Here is an 18,517-nt window from a genome sequence, read left to right on the forward strand (position 1 = left end):
GATCAGACCGACAGCGTGGCGTCCGCAGGGCTCCAGCGCGACCAGCCGGGCTCGGCCAGGACCTTGCGGCCCGGCAGCACGCTGCGGCTTTCGGTTCCGGCAAGGTCAAGCGTATGTTCGCGGATGGTGCGCATCGCGTGCCAGTTCGAGGTGGCGCGATCCTGGGTCAGGTTCACGGTCATGTAGCCGCGGCTGCTGGTATCGGCCCATTTGAGCTGCGAATTGCCCCGCACCAGCGCGCCCGCAACATCCTTGGGCGATACCGTCGGCGCATAGGTCTCGAAGCCCGGCGAGCTGACCGAATGCCCTGCAAATTCGACGCCCGCCGGCTTGCCATCGGCGGCCAGATCGAAGCCCCAGGCGTTGTGGCTGTCGCCCGAGAGCACGACCAGATCGGCATCCGCGGCCTGGGCCGACTTGAGCAGCGCCTCGCGCTGGACCGGATAGCCGTCCCAGGCGTCCATGTTGAACGGCAGCCCCGCCTTGCTCGCGGCGAGGCCGGCGGCCGAGCGGGTGCGCACGATCTCGGGCGCATCCTTTGGCACCCAATCGGCGGTTTCCATCGGCAGCTTCATCGACCCCATCACGCATTGCTGCGCCCATACCTGCCAGCGCGTGCCCGATGCCTTCGATGCCTTGAACTGCTCGCCCAGCCAGCGCGCCTGGTCGTCGCCCAGCATGTGGCGGCTCGGGTCCATCCAGGTCTCGTCGCGGAATTTCGCCAGCGCCTTGGCCAGATCGCCGCCACCGGCAAAGGCCTCGGCCAGCTCGGCGGGCTTGTCGCGGCCCGACAGGCGGCTTTCGGTGCGGATGATCGTCGCGAGATTGCCGATCTGATAGCTGGTCCACAGCGTATCGCCGGGGCTGAGGTCGGCCACCGGCATCCATTCGCGATAGACCTGCTCGGCAATGCGGCGGCGGGTGGCATAGTCGCCCTCGACCCCGTCCTGATGGTTCTGCGCGCCACCCTTCCAGGCGTCGTTGGCAATCTCGTGATCGTCCCACATTGCGATCATCGGCACGCTCTGGTGCAGCGCCTGCAGATCGGGATCGAGCCTGTAGCTGGCATAGCGCAGGCGATAGTCGGCGAGCGTGATCATCTCGTGATCGGGCTGGACCAGACGACCGGCCAGCGCCTGCGTGCGCGTCGGGTACACGTCCGGGCCATATTCGTAGATATAATCGCCCAGGTGCAGCGCGAGGTCGATATCCTTGCGCGCAGCCGCATGGCCATAGGCGTTGAACCAGCCGAAGGGCAGGTTGGAGCAGGAAAAGACGCCAAGATTGAACGCCTGCGTTTCGCCCTTCGGCAAGGTGCGCGTGCGGCCCACGGGCGACTTGGATCCGTCTGCGGCCACGAAGCGGTAATAATACCAGCTGCCGGGCTTGAGGCCGCGCACGGTGATCTTGGCGATATGGTCGCGCGCGCCGCTGGCGGTGACCGATCCGCCGCCGACAACCTTCGCAAAATCAGGCGTCGCGGAGAGCTCGGCGGTGAGGCGCGCGTCATTGTCTGCGACATAGCGCGTCCACAGCAGCACCGAATCGGCGGAGGGCTCGCCGCTCGCCACGCCATGGGTGAAGCCGCGGGCCGATGCAAAGGCGAGCGCTGCGCCGGGCAGCGAAAGCGCCGCAAGCCCGAAGGTTCCGGCCTTGAGCAGCAGTCGGCGATCGATCGTCATGGTCATGGGCACGCCCCTCTCGTGTTGTGTTTGCGTCCATCGGACAGCGCGGGCGCCTTTTGGTCAAGGGACATTGCGGGCGTGTGACAATCGTCCAGTCCGTGAAAATTACAGAAATATGACATTAAGGAGTAATTTATGTGACATTCATATTGCCATGGGTGTCACATAAGCGTAGCATTTCACTCGTCACACACGGAAAGGATATGCTGACATGAACACCAAAGTTATCACATTCGCGGCGCTGGCCGCCCTCGGTATGGCTGCTCCGGCAATTGCCCAGCCTGTGCAGAACCGGGCGGCGGCGAACGAAATCGGCTATGAGAGCGGCTCGCTCGGCTATGCCGCGCTGCTCAAGGGCAATTATCCGGTCGCGCTCGAACAGATGCAGGCGGCCGAGCAACAGGTTTCTCCTTCCGCCCGGCGCGATCCCGCCCGGCTGATCAACATGGGTCTGGCCTATGCCAAGATGGGCGATCTCGCCCAGGCGCGCAGCCATTATCAGGCCGCGATCGATGCCGAGCGCTCGTTCGACGTGATCCTGTCCGATGGGCGGGTGATGGACAGCCGCGTCGCTGCACGGCACGCGCTGCGTCGTCTCGACCAGGGCTATGCCAGCCGCTGATCGCGCTCCGCCCATCAGGGGCTGACAGAACCGACCCGGCCGGAGACAATCCGGTCGGGTCTTGTCTTGTGGATGAGCCAATGTGACACATTGGCCACGCAAGGCACGCATAATCGCTTCATCTGCACGCCGCCCGTGCGCTCGGCAATTGTTTGCAATGCCCTGTCCGCCGCTCAGGCCATTGGCCTAACGTGCCGAAAACCAAGAGTTTGGTCACTCGGGCGCGGCGTTTGTCGCACAATTTTCACATAAGACTCCAAAGAGTCATATTCCTGTCGCTGCTCTGTCATGGAAATGGCCCCGCCGGGTCATCATGGCTGCCTATCTGCCGCCCCGAACGGTGTTCCAGGGGGTGGAATCAGCTCATCTCCGCTCGTTCCTCAAAAGGCTGACAGCGATCGCTGTCCTGATTTGCGGAGATTCCAAGATGCTTAATGCACGTGTTCGTTCGGTCCTGATGGTTTCGGTGGCCGCGCTCGCGGTTTCGGCCTGCGGTGCTGATGATGTCGCCTCGCCCGGCGAAGGCACCATCGTCGTTCCCGCCCCCGCTCCGGCACCTGCCCCGGCTCCGACTCCGACGCCGACCCCGACGCCGACCCCTACCGGCCCGGCTGCCGACTGCCCCAATGGCACCGCCAATGTCGGCACCATCACCACCGGCGGCGGCGCGGTCGTCCGCAACTGCCAGCTTTCGGGCACCATCACCACCAACCTGGTGATCCCGCGTCGCGCCGGCACCATCTATTCGCTATCGGGCCGCGTCCAGGTCGGCATCGATGTTGGCCCCACCGCCAGCACCGGCACCCCCGCCATTCTGACCATCGAGCCGGGCGTGACCTTCTTCGGTTCGTCGGGCGCCGACTTCCTGCTGGTCAATCGCGGCTCGCAGCTGTTCGCCGAAGGCACCGCCGATCGTCCGATCATCTTCACCGCGCGTGACAACATCACCGGAACCGCAACGGCCAATTCCAAGGGCCTGTGGGGCGGTGTCGTGATCCTCGGCCGTGCGCCGCTGTCCGACTGCGCCACCGGTTCGCCGACCAACCCCGGCGGCACCCGCACCGATTGCTCGGGTGTGGTGGAAGGTACCAACGCCAACTATGGCGGCGCGGTGCCGACCGACAATAGCGGCCGCATCGCCTTCTTCCAGGTCCGCTATTCGGGCTTCGAGGTCCAGCCGGGCAACGAGCTCAACGGCATCACGCTGGCAGGCGTCGGCTCGGGCACCTTCTTCCAGAACGTGCAGGTCTATAACAGCTCGGACGACGGCATCGAATGGTTCGGCGGACGCGTCAATGGCCGCAACCTGGTCGGGCTGGGCAATGACGACGACACGTTCGACATGGACCTCGGCTACAAGGGCTTCAACCAGTTCCTGCTCGGCATCCAGACCGCCAGCGCCAACCACGTGATCGAAGGCGATTCGAACGGCAACGAGCAGGCCGAGCCGCGCACCGCCTGGTCGATGTCGAACGCGACCTTCGTATCGACCCAGACCACGGCTGACGAAGCCGCGATCCTGCTGCGTGGCGGCATGGACTTTGCCGCGTTCAACAGCGTCATCACCGGTCCCGGCTGGTGCCTCGATGTCGACTCGGCCGTGACCGTGCAGCCAACCGGCACCGCGGGCGCAGGCGACGAAGCTGGTCCGCCGCGCTTCGAATCGGTGTTCCTGAGCTGCCCCAACGCCTTTACCGACGATGGCAACGTCACCGTCGCGGCGATCCAGGCGCTGTTCACGGGTGGCACCAACAACATCACCAACGGCACCTCGACGCTGTCGGGCATCTTCATCAACGGCGCGAACGAAACCGCGCGTCCGGTGTTCAACGTGACCGCGATCAACAGCTTCTACACCGCCGTCACCTATATCGGTGCGGTGCGCGATGCGGCTGACACGCGCTTCCAGGGCTGGACCTGCGGCCTCTACAGCTCGACCCCGGCATGCACCGCCGTGCCGAGCATTCCGACCACCTGATAGCGATCCGCTGACCGGTTACGGGGCGGCGGCGACACCACGCCGCCGCCCCTTTTTTGAATTTCTGGAGGGACATATGGCGAAGTTCACGCCGCTTTCATTCGCTGCATTGCTGATGGTCAGCTCGGCGCTGGTTTCGCCGGCGGCCTTTGCCCAGGAGGCGCCCGCGCCCCAGGCCGATGCTCCCGCCGCCCCCGCTGCCGATGCCCCGGCCGAAGACGTGCCGGCCGAAGACGATATCGAGATTTCGGGTCCGGGTGCCGGCGGCAACAGCGAAATCGTGGTGCGCGGTGTCTTCATCCCCAATGTGATCAAATCGACGCCCGAAGTGGTGTCGGTGCTGAGCGAAGCCGATATCGCGCGCACCGCCGATGGCGATATTGCCGGGTCGCTGCAGCGCGTGACCGGTCTCAGCGTCGTCGGTGGCCGCTTCGTGTTCGTCCGCGGCCTGGGCGAGCGCTATTCGCTCGCGCTGATGAACGGATCGCCGCTGACCTCGCCCGATCCGCTGCGCCGCACGGTGCCGCTCGACATCTTCCCGACCAGCGTCATCGCCTCGACCACTATCCAGAAGAGCTATTCGGTCGATTATCCCGGCGAGTTCGGTGGCGGCGCGATCAACCTCACCACCAAGTCGGTACCGCGCGACCCGTTCTTCAAGATCGAGTTCAGCACCGGCGGCGACACGATCACCACCGGCGAGGTCGGCTATACCTATTTCGGTTCGTCGACCGACTTCACCGGTTTCGACAATGGCGCGCGCACGCTGCCGCGCAACCTGCGTAACGCCTTTGCCTCGGGCAATCCCATCACCGCCGGCGCCAATTTCACCGCCGCGCAGGTGCGTGACCTGACCGCCAGCCTGGCCAATGCCAACACCTCGCTCATTCAGCGCAACAACAACATTCCGGTCAATTTCTCGGGCCAGCTCAGCGGCGCGACGAACTTCCTCGTCGGCGATGTCAATATCGGCATTGTCGGTGCAGCCGGCATCAACAACACCTGGCGTACGCGCGGCGGCGTGCAGCAGATTTCGCAGGGCATCGTGCCGCAAAATGGTGTCGACGCGCTGCTGCCGGACATCAACTTCAACTATCTGACGACCGAAAACCGCATCGTGGTCAACGGGCTGTTCGGTGTCACGGCAGACGTGGGCGAGCACAAGTTCAAATGGACCAACGTGTTCATCCGCGACACGGTGAAGGACGCCTCGATCCGCGAAGGCATCGACGCGCGCATCACCGATACGCGCCTGATCAATCGCAGCCGTACCACCTGGTTCGAACGCCAGCTGATCAACACCCAGTTTGTCGGCGAGATGAAGTTCGACGACTTCCGCCTGAACTTCCGCGGCAGCTATGCCAATTCGCAGCGCGAAGCGCCGTACGAGCGGACCTTCGACTATACGTTCAGCGCCGCCGCGAACGATTTCGTCAACGACCTGCAGTCGGCGGGCGAGGGCGCACGCATCGCGTTCAGCGATCTCGATGACAATGTCTACGGCGCGAATGTCGATCTGGCCTATGAGACCGATATCGGCGTGCCGATCACCTTCACGGCGGGCTATGCCTATTACAAGAACGATCGCACGTCGATCCGCCGCGACTTCCGCTTCCTGAGCGGCCAGGGCCCGCTGCCCTTTGCCGTGTCGCAGCAGCGTCCCGATTTCCTGCTGTCGGACTTCAACGTCTACACCTTCGACGTGCGCCTGTTCGAAACCTCGGGTTCGAACGGTGCGGCGGCCTATGACGCCGGGCTGGAAGTCCATGCCGGCTATCTGCAGTTCGAGGCAGAGCTGGCCGACAGCCTGCGCCTGCAGGCGGGTGTCCGCTATGAGGACGGCGACCAGTTCGTTCAGCCGATCGACCTGTTCGGTCTGGGCAGCGCCAATCTGGTGCCCACCAGCATCAAGAAGGACGACTGGCTGCCGGCCGCGACGCTGACCTGGAACCTGGCCGAGAACATGCAGCTGCGTTTCGCGGCGTCGAAGACCATTGCCCGCCCGCAATTCCGCGAACTCGCGCCGCAGCAATATCTCGACCTCGAATTCGACCGCACGTTCTTCGGCAACCCGTTCCTGAAGAACAGCCGCCTGATCAACCTGGAATCGCGCTTCGAATGGTATTTCGAACGTGACCAGCGCCTGACCGCCGCGATCTTCTACAAGGACATCAAGGACCCGATCGAAAACCTGGGCTTCCGTCAGGGCGACAACTTCTTCACCACCTTCGCCAATGCACCCAAGGCGACGCTTTATGGTGCGGAAATCGAACTGGTGAAGTTCTTCGACCTGATCGATCTGGGCGGCACGTTCTTTGAAGAGCGCCGGATGCTGATCGCAGCCAACTATACCTATACCAATTCGGACGTGAAGGTGACCGCGCAGGACATGATCGCCGACCCGCTGAGCGGCGCGATGGTGGCGGCTTCGACCATCTTCCGCACCGGCGGCTTTGCGTTGACCGGCCAGTCGGACCATATCGCCAACATCCAGTTCGGCATGGAAAGCACCGGCGAACGGCTGTCGCAGCAGACCATTCTGCTGTCGTGGAACAGCAACCGCGTGACCAATCGCGGTCCGGCCGGCCAGCCTGACTTTGTCGAATATACCGGCCCGCGGCTGGACTTCGTCTGGCGCGAAGGCTTCAAGCTGTTCAACCGGACGGGCGAGCTGAAGTTCGAGGCGCGCAACCTGCTGAGCACCGACTATGTCGAGTTCCAGCAGCTCAACCGCTCGCTGATCCTCAACAACGCCTATGAGATCGGCCGCGGCTTCCAGATCAGCGCTTCGCTGGAATTCTGATCACGCGGGCGTCCGCCCATCAGAACATGAAAGGGGGAGCCGGGCACCGCACCGGCTCCCCTTTTTCGTTCGCGCCCATCGGGCTGCGCAGCATCACCTTCAAATATCTGTCACAAACTGGTAATCCAACCGTCACGGGCTGCGCCTAGCAGCATCGCGAGGCCATGGGGATCGGCCTGAAGCGGGGAGTGATTCGTGGCATCAGCGGCCCAGAATGGCGCGCAGACCGGCCTCAGTGCTTCGCTATCCCGTTTCCGTCTCGCACGGTTTCAGGGGCAGCAGAGCGGCTGGGCAAGGTTTTTCCCGCAGGGTCTTTATGGCTGGCTGCGCGCGCTGCTCGTTCTGGCGCTCATCATCCAGGTTGCCCGGCTCGTCTGGACCATCGTCACGCCCATCGCACCGCTGGGTGACTGGCAGGCGCGCACCGCCAATGTCATGTCACCCGCCGCGCGTGCCGCGCTTTTCGCCAGCTTCGACGGTTTCGATCGCGCCGCTGCCGGGGGCGGGGAGGCCAGTGCCGCCGTCACCTCGCTCGACCTCACGCTCTACGGCCTCAGGATGAACGAGGCGTCGGGCGGTGGCTCTGCGATCATCGCGGGCTCGGACGGGGTGCAGCGCAGCTATGCGGTGGGCGAGGAGGTCTCGCCCGGGGTCAAGCTGGTGCAGGTGCTGTTCGACCATGTCGTGCTCGAACGCGGCGGGACGCGCGAAAGCCTGTTCCTCGACCAGTCGGTGCCTGCCGAGACCGTGGGCGATGCGCCGATGACCGCAGCCCCAGCCGCCGGTGCCACGCCGCCGCCGACCGTCCAGGCGCCCGGCCCGCTCAATGCAGACGCGATCACCGGCGGCATCGGCTTTGCCCCGCGCATGGAAAATGGCCGCCCCACAGGCTTCGCTGTGACCCCCAAGGGCGATGGCGCGGTCTTTGCCCAGGCGGGCTTTCGCGCCGGCGACATCGTCGTCGAGATCAACGGCCGCAAGGTCAGTTCCGCCGCCGATGCCGCCGCGCTGACCGCTCAGCTAAAGCCCGGCGCTCGGCTTTCGCTGCAGGTCGAGCGCGGCACCGAAACCCTTCCCATCGCGATCATCATCCCGGAAAAATGAAAAAACACATCTCCCTTTTCGCGCTGGGCGTCGCCCTCGTATTCGCCCAGCCCGCAGCGGCGCAGCACAGCCTGAACGTGCGCGATGCCGATGTCCGCGCGTTCATCGAGGATGCAGCGCAGGTCACCGGTCGCACTTTCATCATCGATGGCAGGGTGCAGGGCAAGGTATCGGTGGTGACCGATCGCCCGCTGAGCCGCAGCGAGTATTTCGAGGTGTTCCTCTCCACCCTGCGCGCCAACGGTCTGATCGCGGTGCCGACCGCGAACGGTGCCTATCGCATCCAGCCGACCGATGGCGCGGCGTCCGCGCCGGGCCGGGTCGGCAGCCGCGGCGCGCAGAACGAGTTCGTCACCGAGGTGTTCCGCCTGCGCGCGATCGACGCGACCACCGCGGTCGAAACGCTGCGCCCGCTGGTAAGCCGCGAGGGATCGATTACCGCCAATCGCAGCGGCAACAGCCTGGTCGTGGCCGATTATGCCGACAATATCCGCCGCATCCGCGCGCTGATCGGCCAGATCGACCGCGACAATGCGACCACGCAGGTCATCACGCTCAGCCATGCCGGCGCGCGCGAGATTGCGATGACGCTGCAACAGCTTGCGCCTGCGCCCGGCGGCGGCGCGGAAGGCGGCGGCGGTGCGCCCCTGGTGTCGGTGGTCGCGGTGGATTCGAGCAATTCGGTCGCCTTGCGCGGCGATGCGCCGACGGTCGCGCGGCTGACCGCGATCGCCAAGGAGCTCGACGCGCGCGCGGCGAACGGCAGCGAGATCCGCGTGATCTGGCTCGATTATGCCGATGCCGAACAGCTGGTCCCCGTGCTGCAGATGATGGTCGGCGCGCAGGGCGGCGGCGGCGTCACCCCGATGTCCGCGACTCCTGCGGCGGCACCGTCCGCCAACGGCGCAGCCCCCACCGCAGCGTCGGCCCCGGTCGGCGGCGCGGTTGCGCTTTCCAACGGGCGCGGCCAGGCGATCATCACGCGCTATGAGGGCGCGAACGCCGTGATCATCTCCGCGCCGGTCGATGTCCAGCGCTCGCTCGCCGAGCTGGTGCGTCAGCTCGATATCCGTCAGGAGCAGGTGCTGGTCGAGGCGATCATCGTCGAGATTTCGGACAGGGTGGCGCGCGAACTCGGCGTGCAGTTCCTGATCGGCGGCAAGGACATTCCTTTCCTCGTCACGCCGTTCAGCAACGTCTCGCCCAATATTCTCGATATCGCGGGCGGCCTGCTCGCCGACGAGCTCGACGAGACGACCACCGTCATCAACGGCAACACCGTCACCACCAGCAACAACAGCGCTGTGGGCAACCTGCTGCGCCAGAACGCGGCGCAGAGCATATTGGGCGCACGCGGCGGCTATTCGGGCTTTGCCGCCGATATCGGCAGCAACCGCGTGCTGGGCGCGATCATCAACGCAGTGCAGGAAGACAGCGAATCGAACATCTTGTCGACGCCGTCGCTGACGGTGAACGACAATGTGAAGGGATCGATCCTGTTCGGCCAGGAAATCCCGATCAGCACCGGCGAGGCGCTGTCGAACAATTTCGACAATGCCTTTCGCACCATCCAGCGCCAGAATGTCGGCATCGAGCTCGAGGTGAAGCCGCAGATCAATGCGGGCAACCAGGTCAAGCTCGACATCCGCCAGGAGGTCAGCTCGATCGTGGGCCCCGTCAGCGACGATTTCAACGAGCTCATCATCAACAAGCGCGAGGTCAAGACCACGGTCACGGTCAAGGACCGCGAGATCATCGCGCTGGGCGGGCTGCTCGACGACAACGAGCGGCGCACGCTCCAGAAGATTCCGCTGCTCGGCGATATTCCCATCCTGGGCGAGCTGTTCAAGTCGCGCGGCAAGCAGCGGACCAAGACCAACCTGATGGTGTTCATCCGCCCGACCATCTTGCGCACCGCTGCCGACGCGCAGGCGATCGCCGCGCGCCGCTACAATTATGTCCGCGCCGCGCAGATCGAGTTCGACCCCAAGGCCGAGTCCTCGCTCGACAAGATCGTGCTCGAATATCTGGGTGCCAACGTGCCGGTTGCGCCGCCCGCCGGGCCGAACGATCAGGTGATCGCGCCGCGCGCCATGCCCGGCACCGCGCCGATCGACAGCACGACGCTGCCGCCCAGCCAGCCAGCCCAGCAACAGCAGCAGCAGGAACTCCCGCCAACCGGAGGCCAGCCATGATCATCCGCAAGGGCGATGCGCCGGACGAAGCCGCCGACACCGCCGTTGATGCCGAGCAGCCAGCCGCTGTCGAACGTACGCTGACCCGGGTGATGCTCGACATTCCCTATGGCTTTGCGCGCGACAATGGCGTGGTGATGCTGGGCGAGATCGATGGGCGGCTGAAAGTCGCGCTACGCGAGGGTGCGGACCCGGTCGCGCTGCTTGAGGTGCGGCGCTATCTCGCGATGCCGTTCGATGTCGAGCTGGCGCCGGTAGCGCAGTTCGAACGCTATCTGTCCGATCATTATGCGGTCGACGGCAATGCTGCAGCGATGGCGAGCTCGCTCAACATCGATGGCGGAGATCTCGAACTGCTGGCGGCCGATCTGCCCAGCGCCGAAGACCTGCTCGACAGCGCCGACGATGCGCCCGCGATCCGCCTGATCAACGGCGTGATCGCCGAGGCCGCGCGCCAGGGCGTGTCGGACATCCATATCGAGCCGTACGAGACCGGCCTCGTCATCCGCATGCGCATGGATGGCGTGTTGCAGGAAAAGCTGCGCATGCCGCCCAATGTCGCGCCGGTGATCGTCAGCCGCATCAAGGTGATGGCGCGGCTGGACATTGCCGAGCGCCGCGTGCCGCAGGACGGGCGCATCGGCCTCACCATCGGCGGCAAGCTGCTCGACGTGCGCGTCTCGACGCTGCCCAGCCGCGCGGGCGAGCGCGTGGTGCTGCGCCTGCTCGACAAGGAAAATGCGAACATGGATCTGGGGCTGCTGGGCATGAGCCCGCGCACGCACAAGATCCTGGCCGAGGCGCTGGCCGAGCCCAATGGCATCATCCTGGTCACCGGGCCGACCGGATCGGGCAAGACGACCACGCTCTATTCGTGCCTCAAGCAGCTCAATGACGGTTCGCGCAACATGCTGACGGTCGAGGATCCGGTCGAATATGCGATCGAGGGCGTCGGCCAGACCCAGGTCAACGCCAAGGTCGGGCTGACCTTCGCGGCAGGCCTGCGCGCGATCCTGCGCCAGGACCCCGATGTGGTGATGATCGGCGAAATCCGCGACCACGAAACGGCGGAGATCGCGGTTCAGGCCTCATTGACCGGGCATCTGGTGCTTTCGACCGTGCATACCAACGATGCGATCGGCGCGATCACCCGCATGCGCGACATGAAGATCGAGCCGTTCCTGCTCGCCTCGACGCTTCGCGCGGTGGTGGCGCAGCGGCTGGTGCGGCGGCTGTGCCCCGAATGCCGCGAGCCGGTCCAGGCCGATGGCTCGCTCGCCTCGCTGCTCGGCTTCGACAAGGGCACCGTGGTCTATCGGCCGGTTGGCTGCGATGCCTGCAACCATACAGGCTTTGCCGGGCGCATCGGCGTGTTTGAGGCGGTGCGGGTGGACGAGACCATCCGCCGCCTGATCAACGACAATGGCGACGAGGCGATCATCGCGCGGCACGCGTTCCTGAATGCGCCGAACCTCGGCTCGGCCGCGCGCGAACTGGTGCGCACCGGCCAGACCACGGCGGAAGAGGCGATCCGCATCTCGCGGCGCGAGGCCGAGCCACCGGCGGTCGCGCCTGAAACGATCGATGGCTGACTTTGCCTATCGGGTGATCGATGCCGCCGGGCGCGAGCGGGAAGGGCGCATTTCCGCCGCCTCCGACGCACAGGCGCGCGCCGCGCTTATCCGCAAATCCTTCCATATCGTCACGGTCAGCCCTGCGCCGCCGCGCAAGCCACTGCTGTCGCGCGATGCCACTGCGCGGCTCAGTCCCAAGCAGCTGACGCTGTTCACCCGGCAGATGTCCTCGCTGATGAGTGTCAGCCCGCTCGAAGAGGCGCTGCGCACGATCAGCCGCCAGACCGAAAAGGCGAACGCGCGCGCGGTGCTCACCAACGTGCATGGCGGGGTGATGGAGGGCCAGTCGCTCGCAGAAGCCATGGCACGCGAACCGCGCAGCTTTCCGCCGCTCTATCGCGCGATGATCAGCGCGGGCGAAAGCTCGGGCTCGCTGCCCGTCATCACCGAACGTCTGGCGATGCTGCTCGAACAGCAGGCCGAGGTGCGCGGCAAGCTTGTCTCCGCGCTCGCCTATCCGATCATCCTGACGCTGGTCGCGCTGGGCGTGGTCGCGGGCCTGATGATCTCGGTGGTGCCGCGCGTGGTCGAGCAGTTCGACAATGCGCAGACCCAGCTGCCGCTGATCACGCGCATCGTCATCGGCATTTCCGCGTTTCTCGCCGATTGGTGGTGGGCCATTCTGGCGGCGATGCTCCTGGCGGGCCTCGCCTTCTGGCGCGCGATGAAACTGCCCGCGTTCAAATATCGCGTCGATACGCTGCTGCTGAAACTACCTTTCATCGGCCGCCTCATCCGCGACATGAACGCGGCTAGGCTCGCACGGACGCTCGCAACCATGGTGCAGAGCCGGTTGCCGCTGCTCGAGGGGATGAAGCTCACCACCCGCACCGTGCGCAACAGCGTATTGCGCGAGGCGCTGGAAGAGGCGGTGGAGGCAATCCGTTCGGGCGGATCGCTGTCTGCCGCGCTCAGGAATGCCGGGACATTTCCGCCGCTGCTCGTGTATCTTGTCGCCAGCGGCGAGAGCGCGGGACAGCTCGACATCATGCTGGAACGCGCCGCCGATTATCTGGAGCGCGAGTTCCGCAATTTCACGACCACGGCGATGGCGCTGCTGGAACCCGCGATCATCGTGGTGATGGGCGGGGCGGTCGCGCTGATCATCCTGTCGATCCTGCTGCCGATATTGCAGCTTCAGAACCTGACCGGACTCTAGAGGAAGACCCCATGTTGAATATCCGATCCCTGCTGTTGAAGCGTCTGAGCCACAAGAGCCGCAGACGCGCCAACGGCTTCACGCTGGTCGAGCTGATGGTGGTGATCTTCATCATCGGTCTGCTGGCGACTATCGTCGTCATCAACGTGCTGCCCAGCCAGGACAAGGCGATGACGGAAAAGGCGCGCAGCGACATTGCCACGCTGTCCCAGGCGCTCGAAATGTACCGGCTCGACAATCTGGCCTATCCGGGCACGGCCGAGGGGCTGAACGCGCTGGTCACCGCGCCGCCGACGCTCGCCCAGCCGGGCCGCTATCGCAGCGGCGGCTATATCAAGAAGCTGCCGCAGGACCCCTGGGGGCGCCCGTATCAATATGTCAGCCCCGGCACGACCGGTGCGTTCGACCTCTATTCGCTGGGCGCCGATGGCGCACCGGGCGGCGAGGCGGAGAATTCGGACATCAAGGCCGATGGGGCTTGAGGGCGCTTCGGAACCAGAAACTCACCCGTGGATGATTCGCCGCCTTTTTCCTTCGTCACCCCCGCGCAGGCGGGGGTCCCGCTTTTATCGCTATCTGGCCTAGCAAAGCGGGATTCCCGCTTTCGCGGGAATGACGGCGAGGGGTTGATTGCGTTGTCACCCTCACCCTTCCGGCGCTTCGCGCCTCCCTCCCTCTCCCGCCGGGAGAGGGAAGGGGCCCGCGACGCGGAGCGGCGTGGGAAGGGTGAGGGTGAGCAGGGCTTCACCCTGATCGAACTCATGGTGGTGCTGTTCATCATCGGCCTGGTCGCGGGAGCCGTCGTGCTGGCGCTGCCCGGCGACAGCGCGGCGCTGTCCGAGGACGCCGACCGCTTTGCCGCACGCGTCGCGGCGGCGCGCGACGAGGCGGTGGTGAGCGCGCGCCCGATCGCGGTGTGGATTGCGCCCTCTGGCTATGGCTTCGATGCGCGCCAGGACCGCGCATGGGTGCCGCTCAATGCGCGCACCTTGCCCAATCAGGACTGGAAGCCGGGGACAATCGCGCGGATCGAGCAGGCGGCAGCCGATGGTGAAAAGGACGAGGCCGAACAGGGCCGCGCGCGCTTCTGGTTCGATTCGACCGGCCTGCCCAACACGCCCGTCACCGTGGTGCTGGCGCGCGGGGCCAATAGCGACCGGATCGTGATCAGCGCGACCGGCGAGGTCGGCCGCCCCAAATAGTCACCGCCAGCGCAGGTTGCCGCGACCGAGCTGGTCGAGCCGGGTAACGCCCATCAGCTTCATGCCGCGCTCGATCTCGGCGCTGAGATTGGCGAGCGTCCGCTCCACCCCGCGCTGGCCGCCGGCGGCGAGCGCATAGAGATACAGCCGCCCGCCCGAACAGGCCTTGGCCCCGACGCTCAGCGCTTTCAGCACATGCGTGCCGCGCGTGATGCCGCCATCGCAGATCACCTCGATCCGGTCCCCCACCGCATCGACGATTTCGGCAAGCTGGTCGAACGGCGCGCGGCTGCCATCGAGCTGCCGCCCGCCATGGTTCGACACCATGATCGCGGTGGCGCCGATATCGACTGCGCGGCGCGCATCCTCGACGCTCATCACGCCCTTGAGACAGAAGGGTCCGCCCCATTGGCTGCGGATTTGCTCCGCCATCGCCCAATCCATGGTCTGATCGAGCATCGTGTTGAAATAGTCCGCCACCGAGATCGCCGCATCGGTGCCGGCGGCGACATGGCTTTCGAGATTGGGCAGCGAGAACCGCTCGCGGCCCAAATAGTTGAGCGTCCAGCCCGGATGCGTGGCGAAGCTGATGGCAGAAGACGGGGTCAGGCGCGGCGGTGAGGTGAAGCCGGTGTGCAGGCAGCGTTCGCGCTTGCCCGAGACGATGGTATCGACCGTCAGCGCCAGCGCGTCGAACTTCGCATCCTTCGCTGCCTGGATCAGCGCGGCGTTGAGCCCCTTGTCCTTGTGGACATAGAGCTGGAACAGCTTGGGGCTGGAAATGCTCTCGCCGATCTCCGCGAGGCTGACGGTAGCGAGCGAGGAAATGCCGAAGAACGTGCCGAATTTCTCCGCTGCCGCACCCACCGCCTTCTCGCCGCGCCAGTGGAACAGGCGTTGCAATGCGGTGGGGGAGAGGAACAGCGGCATGTCGATCCTGCGGCCCATCAGCGTCGTCGACATGTCGATATCGGCGACGCCCGCGAGCACATTGGGGACGAGATCGCAGTCCTCATAGGCCTGGGTGTTGCGGTTGCGGGTCACCTCGTCATCGGCAGCGCCATCAATATAGTGGAACACCGGATAGGGCAGCTTCTTGCGCGCGAGCTCGCGGAAATCATCGACCGTGTGGCAATCGCTCAGTCGCCGCACCGGAAAACGTCGCATGTCGTGCCCCTTCAAAATCCTCCCCGGGACGGGGAGGGGGACCGCGAAGCGGTGGAGGGGCAGCCGGATTGCACCTGGCTCCGGGCGACCGCCTGGACGCTTCCCCTCCGTATCGCCTGCGGCGAGCCACCTCCCCTAAAGGGTGAGGATTTTGAAACAAGTCACTTCACTGCGTTCGGTTCCGGCGCGGATGGATATTTGCAGCCGCGCTGCAGACCGACGCCCTTCAAAAAGCTGCGGCGCACGACGCCCGCATAGACCGCCGCGTTATACCGCCGCTCCTGCGCCGCCGCGCCCGAAATCTCGCGGATCACGCCGCGAAACGGGATGATCGAATTTATGATCGTGCCGCCGACGCGTCCGGCAGTCGCCTTTCGCTTTTCGTCACGGCTGGCCTCATACGGCACGTCGAGATCCTCGCCCAGCACCGCGTCCATGTCGCCGATGGCGCTGCGAATCTGCGCGCAGGTCTTGATGCCGACCAGCGAATAGGGCTTGTCCTGGATGCGCAGCAGGTTTTCCGGAATATCCTTCTTGTCGATGCCGACATCCTGCACGGGCTGGGTGACGACATCCTCGGCCATCTTTTCGGTCGTCTTGGGCCGTTCGGCGGCCTGGTTCTGGGCCGCGGCGGGCAGGGATGAGGCCATCACGGCCAGAGTGGCGAAAGCGGTCATCGAACGGCGCATATGTCTTCCCCTGTGGTTCGGCACCCGTTCAGGGCACCTGTTGCAAGCGCATACGCACCATCCGGGCAAAAGGCTGCGCCCCTTGTCAGAGGCGGGCCGCGCTGAACGTGTCGCACTGCGCCGGGTCGCCGGTGGAAAGGCCCTTCTTGAGCCAGGCCATGCGCTGCGCCGAGGTGCCGTGCGTAAAGCTTTCCGGAACCGGCCTGCGCCCTGCCGCCTTTTGCAGCGTGTCGTCGCCGATCGCATTGGCCGCGGTCAGCCCTTCCTCGATATCGCCGGGCTCGATCCGCTCGCGGTTGCGCGCGGCCCAGACCCCGGCATAGCAGTCCGCCTCCAGCTCCATGCGCACCTGCAGCTCGTTACCTTCGGCCTCGCTCGCAGCCTGTTGCGCGCGACGGACCTCGTTCGAGCGGCCGGTGATCGTCTGGATGTGATGGCCAACCTCGTGCGCGATGACATAGGCCTGGGCGAAATCGCCCGCCGCCTGGAAGCGCGTGGCGAGTTCGTCGAAAAAGCTGGTGTCGAGATAGATGCCATTGTCCGCCGGGCAGTAGAACGGCCCCATCGCGCTCTGCGCCGCGCCGCAACCCGAGCGGCCATTGCGGTCATAGAAGGTCAGCGTGGCGGGCTGATATTGCTGGCCCTGTTCGCGGAAGATCGCGCCCCAGGTATCCTCGGTGCTGGCAAGCACCTGGCAGCTGAACTTGCTCTTTTCATCGACGGCGCAGCTTTGCGCGGCATTCTGACCGCCTTGCTGGGTCGCGACCGGCGCGCCGCCGGTCATGCCCCCGCCCTGCATCAGGTCCATCGGATTGATGCCGAAGACCAGGGCCGCGATGCCCAGAATGATGACCGTGCCGATCCCCATCTTGCCGCCGCCGATCGGCAGGTTGAAACCGCCGCCTCCGCCACCGCTGCCGCGCTGGTCGGAAATATTGTCGCTGGTGCGATAATCGTCGAGCTTCATGACCGGCGCTGTTCCCTTTTGCGGCTTGGCTTCGAACAGTAACACCGGAAGGTGCGATTTAGCACCATCGATTTTTTCGCGAACTGGTCTATTGTGCAGTGCGGCATAATTGCGCTGCCCCATGCCCTGGAGAAACTTGAATGCCCGCATCGCTCGAACAGATGGACCTGCAATCGGCCGCAGTGCCATTGCCGCCGACGGTTGCCTTGCTGCTGCAGGGCGGCGGGGCGCTCGGCTCGTATCAGGCGGGCGTGTTCAGCGAGCTGGTCCGCCAGAATGTCCGGATCGACTGGGTTGCGGGCATCTCGATCGGCGCGATCAACTCGGCGATCATCGCGGGCAACGAGCCGCATGTCGCGTGCGAGCGGCTGCGCGAATTCTGGGAACTGGTGACCTCGGGCTCTCCGAATTTCGTCTGGGGCGACAGCGACGCGCTGCGCGAGATCAACCATTTTGCCGGCGCCGCTGCGGCCGCCACGGTCGGCGTACCGGGTTTTTTCCGCCCGCACCTGATCCCTGCGCCAATGGCCTGGCCGGGCACGCCGGCCGCGGTCAGCATGTACGATACCAGCGAGATGGCCAAGACGCTCGATCGCTTCGTCGACTGGGACCGGCTCAACAACGGCCCGGTGCGCTTCTCGGTCGGCGCGGTGAACGTGGAATCGGGCAATTTCTACTATTTCGACACGCGCGATCCGCAAGGTCCGCAGACCATCGATGCGCGGCATATCCTGGCCTCCGGCGCGCTGCCGCCCGGCTTTCCGCCGATCGAGATCAACGGCAAATATTACTGGGACGGCGGTTTGGTCAGCAACACGCCGCTGGCCTATGTGCTCGAGAACCAGACCAGCGACATGCTTGCGTTCCAAGTCGATCTCTTCCCCGCCAAGGGCGAGGTGCCGACCAAGTTCGCCGATGTGATGAGCCGCGAGAAGGACATCCGCTATTCAAGCCGCACCCGCCAGGTGACCGACTATTATCTCAAGCTGCGCAAGGAGCATGCCGCGCTGCGCAACGTGCTGGCGATGCTGCCGTCGGACATGTGCTCGCAACCCGATGTGCAGCGGGTGCGCGCTCTGGTGACCGACAATGCGGTCAACATCGTCCACCTGATCTACAAGGTGCAGAAATGGGAGAGCGGGATGCGCGATTTCGAATTCTCGCGCGCGACGATGGAAGTGCACTGGCAGCAGGGCATAGACGCGGTGCGCGCGACGATGCAGAAGGGCGACATCCTGGCGCAGAACATTCTGGACGGAAAGACCGCCGCGTTCGACCTTGCGCCGCACAAATAGCAAAGCGGGAGAGGCTC

The 18,517-nt window shown here is 65.2% G+C and carries 14 protein-coding genes; 10 read left to right on the plus strand and 4 right to left on the minus strand.

Features of this window, described 5'->3' with window-relative positions; genetic code table 11:
• Window positions 1-2: 2 nt before the first annotated feature.
• Window positions 3-1,688 carry an alkaline phosphatase D family protein gene (locus tag AX725_RS17330; RefSeq protein ID WP_060978734.1) on the minus strand — a complete coding sequence of 562 codons (1,686 nt, stop codon included), beginning with the start codon at window positions 1,686-1,688 and terminating at the stop codon, window positions 3-5.
• A 208-nt stretch (window positions 1,689-1,896) separates the two neighbouring features.
• Here AX725_RS17330 and AX725_RS17335 point away from each other — a divergent pair, with 208 nt between their 5' ends.
• The 9 genes from AX725_RS17335 to gspH all read left to right on the plus strand — a co-directional run bounded on the left by AX725_RS17335 (window position 1,897) and on the right by gspH (window position 14,382).
• Window positions 1,897-2,307, plus strand: coding sequence for a tetratricopeptide repeat protein (locus AX725_RS17335; protein ID WP_060978733.1), 411 nt, complete (start codon window positions 1,897-1,899; stop codon window positions 2,305-2,307).
• A gap of 427 nt (window positions 2,308-2,734) precedes the next feature.
• The gene (locus AX725_RS17340) at window positions 2,735-4,285 is read left to right on the plus strand and encodes a beta-helix domain-containing protein (protein ID WP_060978760.1); all 1,551 of its coding nucleotides are present in this window, start codon (window positions 2,735-2,737) and stop codon (window positions 4,283-4,285) included.
• Window positions 4,286-4,361: 76 nt separating this feature from the next.
• Complete coding sequence (locus AX725_RS17345) at window positions 4,362-7,088, plus strand: TonB-dependent receptor domain-containing protein (protein WP_060978732.1); 2,727 nt, start codon at window positions 4,362-4,364, stop codon at window positions 7,086-7,088.
• Window positions 7,089-7,283: 195 nt separating this feature from the next.
• Window positions 7,284-8,192 carry a type II secretion system protein N gene (locus tag AX725_RS17350; protein ID WP_081097042.1) on the plus strand — a complete coding sequence of 303 codons (909 nt, stop codon included), beginning with the start codon at window positions 7,284-7,286 and terminating at the stop codon, window positions 8,190-8,192.
• Window positions 8,189-10,387, plus strand: a complete 2,199-nt coding sequence (gspD, locus tag AX725_RS17355) for a type II secretion system secretin GspD (protein WP_060978731.1) — start codon at window positions 8,189-8,191, stop codon at window positions 10,385-10,387. The genes AX725_RS17350 and gspD overlap by 4 nt, the downstream gene beginning before the upstream one ends.
• Window positions 10,388-10,479: 92 nt before the next feature.
• On the plus strand, window positions 10,480-11,979 hold the full coding sequence (gene gspE, locus AX725_RS17360; RefSeq protein ID WP_060978759.1) for a type II secretion system ATPase GspE: 1,500 nt from the start codon (window positions 10,480-10,482) through the stop codon (window positions 11,977-11,979).
• The gene (gene gspF, locus AX725_RS17365; RefSeq protein WP_060978730.1) at window positions 11,972-13,180 is read left to right on the plus strand and encodes a type II secretion system inner membrane protein GspF; all 1,209 of its coding nucleotides are present in this window, start codon (window positions 11,972-11,974) and stop codon (window positions 13,178-13,180) included. Before gspE ends, gspF begins: the two co-directional genes overlap by 8 nt.
• Window positions 13,181-13,191: 11 nt before the next feature.
• Window positions 13,192-13,662 carry a type II secretion system major pseudopilin GspG gene (gene gspG / locus AX725_RS17370; RefSeq protein ID WP_060978729.1) on the plus strand — a complete coding sequence of 157 codons (471 nt, stop codon included), beginning with the start codon at window positions 13,192-13,194 and terminating at the stop codon, window positions 13,660-13,662.
• 27 nt (window positions 13,663-13,689) lie between these two features.
• The gene (gspH, locus tag AX725_RS17375; RefSeq protein ID WP_286133050.1) at window positions 13,690-14,382 is read left to right on the plus strand and encodes a type II secretion system minor pseudopilin GspH; all 693 of its coding nucleotides are present in this window, start codon (window positions 13,690-13,692) and stop codon (window positions 14,380-14,382) included.
• On the opposite strand, the gene AX725_RS17380 is transcribed toward gspH, so the two are convergent.
• The 3 genes from AX725_RS17380 to ypfJ form a co-directional block, all read right to left on the minus strand.
• Window positions 14,383-15,549, minus strand: coding sequence for an alpha-hydroxy acid oxidase (locus AX725_RS17380; RefSeq protein ID WP_060978727.1), 1,167 nt, complete (start codon window positions 15,547-15,549; stop codon window positions 14,383-14,385).
• A gap of 161 nt (window positions 15,550-15,710) precedes the next feature.
• Window positions 15,711-16,238, minus strand: a complete 528-nt coding sequence (locus tag AX725_RS17385; protein ID WP_060978726.1) for a hypothetical protein — start codon at window positions 16,236-16,238, stop codon at window positions 15,711-15,713.
• 85 nt (window positions 16,239-16,323) lie between these two features.
• Window positions 16,324-17,205, minus strand: coding sequence for a KPN_02809 family neutral zinc metallopeptidase (ypfJ, locus tag AX725_RS17390; protein WP_060978758.1), 882 nt, complete (start codon window positions 17,203-17,205; stop codon window positions 16,324-16,326).
• Window positions 17,206-17,345: 140 nt separating this feature from the next.
• On the opposite strand from ypfJ, the gene AX725_RS17395 reads away from it, so the two are divergent.
• Window positions 17,346-18,500, plus strand: coding sequence for a patatin-like phospholipase family protein (locus AX725_RS17395; RefSeq protein ID WP_060978725.1), 1,155 nt, complete (start codon window positions 17,346-17,348; stop codon window positions 18,498-18,500).
• Window positions 18,501-18,517: the final 17 nt, after the last annotated feature.

It is taken from the genome of Blastomonas sp. CCH9-A1 (assembly GCF_001557175.1).
Taxonomy (GTDB): Bacteria; Pseudomonadota; Alphaproteobacteria; order Sphingomonadales; family Sphingomonadaceae; genus Blastomonas; species Blastomonas delafieldii_A.